The 11,721-nt window shown below is 42.1% G+C and carries 11 protein-coding genes and 1 pseudogene; 10 read left to right on the top strand and 2 right to left on the bottom strand.

The features are described 5' to 3' along the window. The first annotated feature begins 58 nt into the window (after window positions 1-58). The 8 genes from AS194_RS03195 (at window position 59) to AS194_RS14160 (ending at window position 6,346) form a co-directional block, all read left to right on the top strand. A complete protein-coding gene (locus AS194_RS03195; RefSeq protein WP_058024028.1) occupies window positions 59-1,516 on the top strand; it encodes a tyrosine-type recombinase/integrase in 1,458 nt (485 codons plus the stop codon). Between the two features lie 197 nt (window positions 1,517-1,713). Next, complete coding sequence (locus AS194_RS03200) at window positions 1,714-2,616, top strand: hypothetical protein (RefSeq protein WP_058024029.1); 903 nt, start codon at window positions 1,714-1,716, stop codon at window positions 2,614-2,616. Window positions 2,617-2,746: 130 nt separating this feature from the next. Further along, complete coding sequence (locus tag AS194_RS03205; RefSeq protein WP_161808410.1) at window positions 2,747-3,022, top strand: helix-turn-helix transcriptional regulator; 276 nt, start codon at window positions 2,747-2,749, stop codon at window positions 3,020-3,022. Between the two features lie 3 nt (window positions 3,023-3,025). Continuing rightward, window positions 3,026-3,280: a helix-turn-helix domain-containing protein gene (locus AS194_RS03210; protein WP_058024031.1), complete on the top strand. Its 255-nt coding sequence runs from the start codon at window positions 3,026-3,028 to the stop codon at window positions 3,278-3,280. Further along, a complete protein-coding gene (locus tag AS194_RS03215) occupies window positions 3,277-3,564 on the top strand; it encodes a hypothetical protein (RefSeq protein ID WP_058024032.1) in 288 nt (95 codons plus the stop codon). The genes AS194_RS03210 and AS194_RS03215 overlap by 4 nt, the downstream gene beginning before the upstream one ends. Beyond that, window positions 3,557-3,751, top strand: coding sequence for a hypothetical protein (locus AS194_RS03220; protein ID WP_058024033.1), 195 nt, complete (start codon window positions 3,557-3,559; stop codon window positions 3,749-3,751). Before AS194_RS03215 ends, AS194_RS03220 begins: the two co-directional genes overlap by 8 nt. A 64-nt stretch (window positions 3,752-3,815) precedes the next feature. Then, entirely contained in the window at window positions 3,816-5,960 is a 2,145-nt protein-coding gene (locus AS194_RS03225; protein WP_058024034.1) for a DUF3987 domain-containing protein, read from the top strand. 245 nt (window positions 5,961-6,205) lie between these two features. After that, window positions 6,206-6,346, top strand: coding sequence for a type II toxin-antitoxin system RelE/ParE family toxin (locus AS194_RS14160; RefSeq protein ID WP_227511564.1), 141 nt, complete (start codon window positions 6,206-6,208; stop codon window positions 6,344-6,346). Window positions 6,347-6,789: 443 nt separating this feature from the next. Here the strand turns inward: AS194_RS14160 and AS194_RS03230 are convergent, their stop codons facing one another. Beyond that, entirely contained in the window at window positions 6,790-10,065 is a 3,276-nt protein-coding gene (locus tag AS194_RS03230; RefSeq protein ID WP_058024035.1) for a type I restriction endonuclease subunit R, read from the bottom strand. 149 nt (window positions 10,066-10,214) lie between these two features. On the opposite strand from AS194_RS03230, the gene AS194_RS03235 reads away from it, so the two are divergent. Continuing rightward, complete coding sequence (locus AS194_RS03235) at window positions 10,215-10,940, top strand: hypothetical protein (RefSeq protein ID WP_058024036.1); 726 nt, start codon at window positions 10,215-10,217, stop codon at window positions 10,938-10,940. On the opposite strand, the pseudogene AS194_RS14115 reads toward AS194_RS03235, so the two are convergent. Further along, window positions 10,941-11,024 (bottom strand): annotated as a pseudogene (locus tag AS194_RS14115) (type I restriction endonuclease subunit S); the annotation flags it as partial. A 48-nt stretch (window positions 11,025-11,072) separates the two neighbouring features. Between AS194_RS14115 and AS194_RS03240 the strand changes: the two are divergent. Then, the coding region (locus tag AS194_RS03240) for a hypothetical protein (protein ID WP_058024037.1) at window positions 11,073-11,721 on the top strand (649 nt) is incomplete at its 3' end.

Here is an 11,721-nt window from a genome sequence, read left to right on the forward strand (position 1 = left end):
ATAGAATGTTGTTAAATTTGTTGTTAAAACATTTAACATCTTTTACGGCGCCCTGATTATGAGAAAAGACTATCTATTAACTGATAACGGTGTGAAGGCCATAGCTAAGCAGTCGGCACCTGACAAAGTCACCCGTCACAGTGATGGTAATAGTTTATCTCTAATACAACATCCTAACGGCTCACTGTTTTGGCAAATGTCATACCGCTATCAATCGGTCAAAGACATTAAGCCCAAACAAAAAACCTACCAAATCGGTATCTATAAATCATCAAAACAAGTGATTGATTCATCATTCAAGCCGCAAGTATCACTAAAGCAAGCGCGTATCGAACGTGACAAGGCAAAAGCATTATTGGCTGATGGTATCGACCCCACCGAACACAAAAGCGTTGAGAAGAACAACTTTGAGCAAAAGGACTTATTTAAAGTCATTGCTACAAGCTATCTTGATGAAAAATCCAAGACCACCGCAAAGAACGTACAAAAGCTGCAAGGGTTCTTAGACAACCACATCTTAAAACATTTAGGTGACTACCCTATTGGTGCCATCACCGCGCAAGATATTATTAAGACAGGGCTTGCCATTCAAGCCACTTTTGAGCAGCAAGGCAAACACACCTCAGAGACCGCGCATAAGTGCATGGGGTTGATCAGCGCCATCTTTGAGTATGCTATTAATACGCTAGGCTATGATATTACCAATATTGCTATTGGACGTAACAAGGCACTTAGACCGCATAAAGCCGAACGCATGAAAGCGGTAGAGCAGCACCAATTCCCCGAGTTGCTACGTCATATTGACAATTATATAAAAAACCACCCTAACGGTCATGAGCAGACGGTTGCTGGCTTGCAACTGATGACACTATGCTTTGTTCGTACTAAAGAGTTAAGATTTTTTGAATGGTCAGAAATTGACTATCATAAAAATGTATGGCGCATTCCAGCGCATAAAATGAAAATGCGCCAAGATCATATTATTCCTTTATCACCGCAAGCAATTGCGGTCATTGAACGTATGCGTCCCCTAACAGAGCATACAGGCTATGTGTTCTATAACTTTGAGTCAAACAAGACTTATAGTGAAGCATGGTTCAATCAGGCGCTACAGCGTATGGGTTACACAGGCGATCCCTACCCTAAGATGACTGGCCATGGTTTTAGGCAACTTGCCAGCACAGGGCTGTATGAACTCAAATTCTCGAAAAATGTTATTGAAATCCAACTATCGCATCTTGATCAATCGAGTGTTAAAAACCGATACGATCTATCTGCTCATCTTGCTGAACGCCAAGTAATGATGAATCAATGGGCAAGACATATTGATAACTTACGAACAGGTTGCGCAGTTAACTTTGGCTTATTAAGTCCTGAAGCATTAAATAATGTCATGACAGAAAGAGGCAGGCAGGAAATGCAAATTGTAGCATACGAAAAAGAGACTCTAATTCGCTATTTAAAATCAAAAGGCGTATCGCAAGAGATATTAGCCAAACTTGCCGAGCAGCTTTAACAACATGACACGTCAGCTTTTAGCTATAAATATGCCACAAAACAGCACTGCCAGAACTGACAAAACCGAACATGATAGCGTCAATCGCTGTCACAACCAATTGCAAGGCTAGGACTAATTACCCGAACGACAGCAACTGCACCCTTAGCTGTCAGCGCCTTGCTCCTTTTTTACTTTAGGGGTGTGAGGGTGCGAATGTGGCGTTACTTGATACGTTAAAAGACAGACAGGATAATAAATATATTTCTTTTTGGGGGTTAGTTTCTAATATCATTGCTGTTGATGAGGAAAGAAGCGATAGCTCTTACGCTAGTAATGAAACTTATCCAACAGTAGTAGAGGCTTTATTAAGATTGAAACTGCATGAAAAAGTTCGCTACTTTATTTATGATCCTGATGATTTTACTTTTAGTCAAATAGATGAACCAGAGACTGATGAAGCAAAGCTATTTTTAAAAATATTACTTCCAAAGTCTGGTAAAAAACTTGCGCCTACTGAAGTAGTAGAGATTCAGAACCAATTTAAGAATTACTTTTGGCTTAAAGAATCTATAGAACAGGTACTTCCTAATGGTATTGTTGATTTTACTAATCCATTATTTTTCGGCGCAGGAGAACTTCGTCCTTTAGAAATGAATTCTTCTTTGATTAATGCAGCATCTCTCATTGAGTTGCAACGTCTACAAGAAAGAGTAGATGAGTTAGAAGCAGAAAAATCTAATGGCAGTTTTACAATGGGAACGCCAACATTATCGCATGGTGAACCTAGGACTAATGAGCAACTAATCAAAGAGTTAGCAGATGCTAATGCAAAAATTGAACGACAAGATCAAGAAATTAATAGGCTCAATAAACATTTAACCGAGCAAGCACAAAAAGCAACTGAGGATAAAGAATTGCCGTACAACTCACAAATGGGCGTAGCTAGGATGCTTTACGGAATCTTGAAAGAGCATAAATATGACATTACAGCTACAAGAGGTAAAGCAAACGAATTGATAGAAAATGCTTCCCAAATTCATGGCACTCCCATAACTAGAAACTTTATAGCAAAATGGATTGAACTAGCCAATCAAGCTAAAAGCGATAGTACAAAATAGGGTCATATCAAATATTTTAGGGTCATGTGACCGTCATGTGACCCTTATAACCTTATCTTAATCCGTAACATTTGCCCCATAGCACAGCCAATTACTGGCTATAACCAACCCCGCTATGGAGTAAATGATTATGACCTTAGTCGATCAATATCTAAGAATGGCAGACCTTGCCAATCAACCTGAGCGTAAAGCCAAGACTTATACCACTAGATCAGGCCAACAGCGCACCGTCACTGCCAAAGCCGCCACACGCGGCATCACTGGCTTCTCTGCTAAGCACATCTACCATTTAATCAATGAAGGCAAGTTCCCAGCACCCGTAAAGATCGGACGTGCTAGCTTGTGGCGTTTGTCTGATATTAATGCATGGCTTGCCAGCCATGCCACAACTACTAGCGAGGTATAAGTCATGACTACCTCAAAACAGCCAACCAAGCAAACCTATAGTCAAATAATCCTTAATCATATGCTGGCAGGTAAAAGGCTTTCCAATATGCAAGCCTACGACCAGTACGGTATGACTTGTTTCTTGCAGCGTATTAGTGACCTACGCGCTGCAGGTATAGCTATTCAAGATGAAGTGATTGAGAAAAACGGCAAACGGTACAAGTCTTACTGGATAGACCAGCCAGCCAACACGACCGACAGCGAGGTGACCCTATGAATAACCATCCCAGCGTAACTATCGACACTCCAGTCGAACGCCTAGTAACCGTGGATAGTATGTACTTACGCCTTATGAATGATCGCGTACAAGACATTTATAACAGTACTGAACACTTAGCCACCGCGCTAGACGCTATCAAAACAAAAGACCACGTTAGCCAAGGCGTTCTTGTGGCAGTCAAGGCGGCATTGTTTGCCAATAGCGAGCTGGCAGGTGTTGTTAGCGAAATGTTTTGTGACTACGCATTGCCTTACCAAATGGAGGCAAAAGACCATGAGTAACGATAACAAAGCCAATCTAAAGCCCCGTCACGGGCAGCCCAGCACCAGCCAGCCACATAAGCGTGGCTTGCTACTTAGCTTTATCATATTCATGGTATGGGTAGCAGGTATTGGCTTGCTACTTTCATTGATAGCTTGCCAGCCAAACCAACCTGTAGTCTTCATTATAGGGATGAGCAGCCTATGAAAACCTACTACAAGAGATATAGAGTCACATGCCAGCCGAACCAGTCGCAAGCAAGGGGGAATAGATGACCACTACACCACAAATTGACAGCAAAGAAAAAGCCCATGCGGACAACATGGGCAACTTCATTGGCTATATTGCTGATATTGAAAATGCGACACCTGAACAGCGCGCACAAGATGACAGTATTAGCCAGTTAGACGGCTTGCAAGATGGTTTAAACCTACCAACCAATCATATAGATAATACGCGTTATCTACACGATGATATTAGCATGAGGGGTGGCAATAGCAAAGGTGAAAAACTGCCCAATACCAATGGCAGGTACGGCCTTGTCATGGTCAACAATAAAGCCGAACCTGTCAACATAGCAGCACGCACAATAAACAGCGATGACAAGCCGCCTATCATATCGGACACCACACAGCCTAGCGCGTATGCTATTGGCTCAATGAGCCGTGATAGTGACTGGTGGCTAGTGACCAGTTTAAAAGATGCCGTTACGTTATATGCAGCTCTTGCGATACTTGATAATAAAGTGACTGTGTTAGCGTGCCTTAATCAAAGTATGTTTGATATGACGTTAAGACATTTTAGTGAGGTCAAAACCATTCATATTATAGACACGGCCCAGCACAAAGACGCATTAACGAGCCGCTTAGCAGGTGTGAATGCCATTGCTCATATCACGATAGATACCATCATTAGCAGACTGAATGAAGGTGATTTGATAGGTAACCTTATTGCAGACGCGGACACTATCGACTTGTCAATATTGGCATGGCCCACACCTGAACCATTATTAAGCGACCCAAGCAAACCGACACGCTACCCAATCGAAGCATGGCCGCCGATACTGCGAAAGCCAATAGAAGCGATTGCTTACTATACTCAAGTACCGTTAGCGATGGCAGGGCAAGCCGTTTTAGGTGCAATAGCCCATATAGGGCAAGCGCATATTGATGCACCGATGGGCAGCGAACACAAGCCAACGAGCCTTATTATCATTACAGAGGGCGAAAGCGGTACAGGCAAAACACAAGTAATGGGCCTAAGTCACTTTAAGATAGATCAGCATGAGAAGCAGCTATATTCTAATTATTTAAGTGACGTATCATCATGGGAAAATAATTTATTAAGTCTAAAAGGTAAAGACAGAGCCGCTTTTTTAGATGAAAACCCAAAGCCGCCTAACCCCGTCACTATGTTTGATGATGCAACGATTGAACCGCTTATTGATCGTTTTGTTGATGGTGAGATGTATAACGCCAGTTTATCCACTGATGAAGCAGGCCAATTTTTTAATGGTCACACCATGAAAAGTGACACCGCTGGCAGCGCGTTAGGCGCGATAACCAAGCTTTATAGTAGTGGCATAGCAGGACGCACACGCTCGCAAAAGAACGCTTACGCAAACCCAAGAACCAAAGCTTATGATGTGCGTATGACTTTTTTACTACAAGGACAGCGCGTAGTCTTAGAGAAAGCATTAACCGACCCACTGATGAGCGGACAAGGATTTTTAGCACGGGCTATGATTGCTTGCCCTGAGGACTTAAGAGGTAAAAGAGTATGGAATGATCCAAAGCGTAGGAATGACAGGCCACATGATAACCCTTACTTAATAGACTACTGGTTACGCTGTCAAAGCTTACTTGACCCACTACCAGCCAATCTACCAAACGACAGCACAGGCGCACCCATTCGCATTAAAATGCAATGGGCAAGCAATGAAGCATTACAGGCTTTTGAGGACGGTATGCAAGCGATAGAGAACCGCCAAGCAAGCGGACAGGTTTTAGAATATCTCAAAGCGTACGCCTCACGTATGGCAGAAAATGCCACGCGCATAGCCTCACTAATGGCATTCTTTGATGGCCGCAAGACCGTTACCACTGATGATATAAAACGCGGCTTTATGTTAGTAGAATATTCAACAACCGAACGCTTACGCTATCTTGATGCAATGCCCACAGGTGAACAGAACGATAGCGAAAAGTTAAGTAGCTGGCTAGTGGATAAAGCAAGAAATAAAAACCCTCATAAATTAAATAGAACTTATATTGCTAACAATGTACCTAATCCCATGCGTAAAAGCACAAAGTTATTACAGATTGAGTTAGACAAGTTAGAGTCTGCTAAACATATCAGGCAAGAAATGGAAGGTCGTAGCAGGGTGATATTTATTAACCCTAAACTATACGACTAGTATTAACACTCAAGGAAATTTGCTTAAGCTGCTTAAATAATCTTTAGCTTTTATATTTAGGGGTTTTTAATTAAGACTCTTAAATCTTAAACTTGCTTAAAGTGCTTAAACTTAACTTAAAGCCAGCCAAATTGAGACGAATCTAAGCAGTTTAAGCAACACTAAGCAAACACCTATCTTAAGCCAGTCGTACACCTATTATAGGTTACAACCAACTTAAGCAGTTTAAGCAGCTATTCTTAGATATTCAACACAACGGTAAGCCATACAGAGAATTTTATGTGTTCGATCCTTATAGACAAGTAGTGAGGCTATGTAGTGTTGATAAAACAGGTGACAAGCGTTTTTATAAGTTAATGATGCCAATGGCCGAAAGCATCTATTAAGCATATCTTGAAACGCTAGATAACAAGGAGAACAATAAATGAGTAAGTTTACGAATTTAGATGTAGCATCTTCGCATTGTCTCCAAACCCAATTTAATAATGAAAGGTAGGTGTGTATCGTCTGCCTTTTTTCTTGAGAGCAATATATTTATCAGCATACAAACTTATTGAAATTAAACCCTAATCCAAACTTGGATTACCCCTCCTAACTGCCATCATTTACTATCTCTGATACCATAAATCAGGAAGCAAAACCGTGGAAGCAAGAAAGTTAGGAAGCAAAAAACGACTTTTTCATGATTTTGGAATCTTGGCAATCGCTTAACTTATAATGGGTACAGCGGAATCAGAGAAGAAAAAAGGAATCAAAAGGAAGCAGAAAAAAAGGTGGTATTCACTTAAAGTAAATATCACCCTTAACCACCTCTTATTCTCTATATCGCCTACCCCGAAACCTCATTACCCAGCTTCGTATCAAGCATCAATCTAATAAATTTCTTAAACTGATCAGGGTTAGACAGTAAGTGCATGGTCATACCTTCGTAGGCTTCTTGGCTTTCAAATAACGCATCCATCGCCGCATCAGGATAACCGCCGAGCATAATCTGATCGGTACTGTTATTACTAAACTGCTTTACCACGATCTCATTTTCTGTGACCTTATCCCAAATCGTGTTTTGAAAGTTGATCATATCTTTATCGGTAAAGTCCTCGCCAGCGAACACCTCATTTAATCGATTAATGACCTTTGATAACAGCTCTTCTTTCTGACCCTTTGGCTTTGCTGTACCGCCACCGCCGCCAGCTTCTAACTCACCACTACCCTCCTTTAGCTTTAGATCCTGCTGGTGCAGCTTTGAGACGCGGTAATGACTCATAGCGATGTTGGTTAGGTCAATATCATCCTCATTATCCACACTTTCGCGTAATAATGGCCGCAGGTTACGGGCGTATAAGCTCAGCTTTTCCAGCTCTTTATCGTCATAGTCCACGATTTGCGACATAAACTCATACTGGCGGGTGAATGTCCCTAAGTCCTTTTTAAAGATCTCTAGCGCATCTTGATCAGCCTTAAAACCTTTGTAGTCATTCTCGGCATTGGTCATCAGCACCACATCGCCTGTCGCTTTGGTACGCTCAAGCATTTCCTTAGCGTGCTGGGCTTGCTCGCGTGCTAGCTTATAGCGTTTCTGCCAACGCTCAACTGCTGGCTTACAGATGTTACTAATGGCAGCGTTAGACTTACTCTTACTATAAAAAGCTTCAACAAACTGCTCGACCTCATGCCATAAGAAGATACCGCTGGCGCGTAGCTTTTCATACAGGTCATACACCTGATCGGGGTCAGACACATTCACTAAAGTGGCGGTCTCATAATACGGCTGGAAGGCATCGAGGATGTCTTGGGGATCATTGAAGAAGTCGAGTACAAACGTGCCGCTCTCTGCTTTGCCCTTATAGGTACGATTCAGCCTTGATAAGGTCTGTACGCAGTCCACGCCTGTCAGTTTCTTATCGACGTACATGGCGCATAGTTTCGGCTGGTCAAAGCCTGTCTGGAACTTATTGGCCACCAGCATCACTTGATAGTCATCACTATCAAACGCTTTACGCATATCACGGCCTTTGAGACCGATATTCATATTATGCTCGGTAAACTTCTCACCAAGTAGTGCGCCGCTATCAGGGTCATTATCGTTAAAGGTGACTTCCCCTGAGAAGGCAACCATAGCATTGATACCGCGATAGCCACTATCTGCAATATAGTTATCAAAGGCCAGCTTATAGCGTACTGCTTCTTTACGTGAACCAGTTACTACCATTGCCTTGGCTTGCCCGCCCAGTAAGCCTTTAATATTGTCGTTAAAGTGATCAATAATGATTTTTACTTTCTGCGCGATATTGTGCTCATGCAGTCGCACCCAGTTATTCAGCTTAATCTTCGCGCGGCGGGCATCGACCTCATCGTCATCGCTAGCCAGCTTTTGAGTGAGCTGATACATCACTTTGTAGTTGGTGTAGTTTTTTAGCACATCTAAGATAAAGCCTTCTTCAATCGCTTGACGCATAGAATAGACATGATAAGCGGCTGGCAGGTTATCACTGGCGGCTGGCAAGTCAGGGTTAGGCAGACGGCCAAACAGCTCAATGGTTTTTGGCTTCGGCGTGGCGGTAAAAGCGTAATAGCTTAGATTCGGACTGCTACGGCGGGCGGCGAGCGTGGCGTCTAAAACATCTTCACTAGAGAGCGGCTTATCATCGTCTGTATTACTGTCTATATCACCTGAGACCAGCACTTCTTTGAGCTGGCGTGCGGTAGAGCCTGTCTGTGAGGAGTGCGCTTCATCGGCGATAATGGCATAGCGACGTGATTTTAAAACGCTAGAGTCTTCAATGGCTTTGAGTACGAATGGGAAGGTCTGAATAGTGACGATAATAATCGGCTGGGAGTTGACCAGTGCTTCGGCAAGCTGCTCAGACTTTGAGCCGTCACCTTCTTTACGGTTGATTTTGCCGACTACGCCATCAGCATGTTCAAATTGATAGATAGTATCTTGAAGCTGGTCATCCAGTACAGTGCGATCAGTGATGACAATGACTGAGTCAAACTGCTTATCGCCGTCGCTGTTGTATAAGGTGGATAGCTGATGGGCAGTCCATGCGATAGAATTAGACTTACCTGAACCCGCACTATGCTGAATGAGATACTTTTGACCTGCGCCCTCAGTAATGGCCGCATCGACCAGCTTGGTCACCACGTCCCACTGATGATAGCGCGGGAACATCATGGTCTCTTTTTTGAACTTGCGCCCGATCGCGTCCTCTTCCTCATCAATCTGCAAGTGCATAAAGTGCCCAAGGATAGCCAGCAAGTTATCAGGCGTCAGCACTTCATTCCATAGGTAATCGGTGGCATAACGACTGCTATCCGCTGGCACGTCATTACCCGCACCGCCATCACTAGTGCCTTTGTTAAAGGGCAAGAAGTAAGTACTGTCACCTGCCAGCCTTGTGGTCATATAAACTTCATATTGACTGACGGCAAAGTGCACCAATGCGCCGCGCTTAAACGTCAGCAGCGGCTCGGGTTTTTTAGTATCAGGGTCTTTTGGCAGGCGTGTCTTCTTGTACTGAGTAATGGCATTTTGTACCGCTTGCTTAAACTCGGACTTTAGCTCCATCGTGGTGACAGGCAAGCCATTGACGAATAGCACGATATCGATACGGTTACGCTTAGCGACCTTGCCATTAGCGTCAGCGCCGTCTTTAAGACTGGTATAAGGGCTATACACTACCTCAGGGACGACACGGCAGATATTGGCTTCATAGCGCGCCATGGTCTCAGGATTGAGGTTGTGCTCAGGCTTGAACTGGCAAAGTGAGAAGCGCGCGTTACGAATCTTAAGCCCATGACGCAATACGCCTAATGTGCCATAAGTGCGCGAGGCTCTATCGGTAGCTTGCGCGTCCGCTTTGTTGAGCTGCTTGACTAAGGCGGCGATAAAGTGGCGCTCAGAGTCGATAGGAAAGGTACGGCAAAACTTCTCCCATTCCTGCGGCTGTGTGGTCTGCACAAAGTCGAGTACATCTTGCTCATACAGCGCGGTCTCAGCCTGATAGCCGCTGGCATGACCTACTTGCCAGCCGTGCGCTTGCATTTGAGTGACGATATCGGCTTGAAAGACAGATTCGTAAGTGACGTTGTGCGCTTTTGTCATGTTAAGTCCGTTTCAGTAATAATTTTGGCTTTAGGATCTACTTTTAGGTACAAACTTTCTTTTGTTCTTAATGTGCCTTGTAATACACTCTATCGCTAGATGTAGCATTATTTTATAATTACAAAACACAACTTTAGCACGGAAATTCAATGCGTAACTTTAGTATTAATTATCATGACTGCAGAATCATATTTTTAGATCTAGAATTTTATGTTCCAGAGTCTAGCAGAAGAACTAAGGGGCTAAGCTACAATCCTTGGGATCCAGATTGCAAGTTACTAGGGGGTTCTTTTTTTGTCGCTAATCCCACAAAAGACTTTGAAAACTCTTTAGATATTGATTCAGACCAAATTCAATCATTTTGGCTATGGAATTATGACTCCGAAAAAGCGCTATTGATCGATATTTTCAATCTATTAAAACAAGTCAGTCAAGACGCTAAAGCAGGTAATGATGGTAGAGTCTCTGCAACCTTATGCGGTATCGGTATCATATCTTCTGACATTCCTGTGATATTTGATCTATTAAAAAGGTACGAGCTACTATCAAATGCAGAAGCTTTTTATTTCCAAACAGAATTTCGCGTTATAGATGTTTCAAACTTAGCTATACCTACCTTCAATCATAGTTCTATGTTTGCATATCCAAAAACAAAAAAAGATCTCTTGTTAAAGTACATATCAGGCAAAAAATTTGAAAGTGGCACAGCGGTTTGGAATCTATATGAAAAAGAGCAGTATAACGAAATAGAATGCCGAACTAATGACGAAATCAGCTGTACGCATAAGATATATTCAGAAATTCTAAATAACTACAAGCTTTTTAAACGTTTAGAAAAAGAGGATAAACGCAATAAGTATAAAGAGAACAACTAACTACTCAGGCGCAACCCAGCCCCTCGCATCAATCTTACCTGTAACGGCAGCAGAGATTAAAGCAGTGCGGCGTTCTTGCATAAGTTATATAGTTTATATTCCTATTCATACTTTATTTAATGAGACTGCTTTATGGATTTGACGTACATACCCGATGAAATAAAGCCTATAGCAATAGTAACCCTTATTATTGTATCTTTCCTACCTTTGCTCAAATTTCTCAAAGATACCTATATTGATTTTGAGATGTCGAAATTTAAGCAAATAATCAACACAACAAGCTACGAAGGTGGGCTAAGTAATGAGATGAAATTAAGCCTTATGGATGCAAGAGATAGAGCTGTTTTTAAGAAAATATATGGCCTAAATCTTAGTAAAAAATATAGAGATATTGCATTACAAATAGAGCGTCAATCTGATGTTAATATTGACTGCGAAGATATACAGCGAGCTACACACCATTTAGAATTTAAAGATAATAATATTATCGTGAATTACAAACCTTGGTTAACTTATAAGCTAAAAATGGCGAATACCTTAGGACTCATATATTTTTTGCTTGGCATACTAATGGTACTTACCCCTATTACAATAGCTTTAATTGACTTATTTGGCTTACCTCTAAATAAGAAAGTAGCCGTCACCGATTTATTTTTTTGGATTTTTATTGGGTGTTTTTATATAGGTATTGCATATGACCAAATCAGACAAAGAGAAGCTTTAAAGGCTGTTATTAAAATTATAGTTCAGTCTGACGGTAACCCTCCCAAACTTAAGACAC

It is taken from the genome of Psychrobacter piscatorii, from assembly GCF_001444505.1.
In the GTDB taxonomy this organism is placed as follows: domain Bacteria; phylum Pseudomonadota; class Gammaproteobacteria; order Pseudomonadales; family Moraxellaceae; genus Psychrobacter; species Psychrobacter piscatorii_B.

What these genes read in the sequence shown, in the direction of transcription:
- AS194_RS03195 (WP_058024028.1), top strand. Translation starts at nt 59, where the DNA reads ATGAGAAAAGACTATCTATTAACTGATAACGGTGTGAAGGCCATAGCT.
- AS194_RS03205 (WP_161808410.1), top strand. Translation starts at nt 2,747, where the DNA reads ATGACCTTAGTCGATCAATATCTAAGAATGGCAGACCTTGCCAATCAA.
- AS194_RS03210 (WP_058024031.1), top strand. Translation starts at nt 3,026, where the DNA reads ATGACTACCTCAAAACAGCCAACCAAGCAAACCTATAGTCAAATAATC.
- AS194_RS03215 (WP_058024032.1), top strand. Translation starts at nt 3,277, where the DNA reads ATGAATAACCATCCCAGCGTAACTATCGACACTCCAGTCGAACGCCTA.
- AS194_RS03220 (WP_058024033.1), top strand. Translation starts at nt 3,557, where the DNA reads ATGAGTAACGATAACAAAGCCAATCTAAAGCCCCGTCACGGGCAGCCC.
- AS194_RS03225 (WP_058024034.1), top strand. Translation starts at nt 3,816, where the DNA reads ATGACCACTACACCACAAATTGACAGCAAAGAAAAAGCCCATGCGGAC.
- AS194_RS03230 (WP_058024035.1), bottom strand. Translation starts at nt 10,065, where the DNA reads ATGACAAAAGCGCACAACGTCACTTACGAATCTGTCTTTCAAGCCGAT.
- AS194_RS03235 (WP_058024036.1), top strand. Translation starts at nt 10,215, where the DNA reads ATGCGTAACTTTAGTATTAATTATCATGACTGCAGAATCATATTTTTA.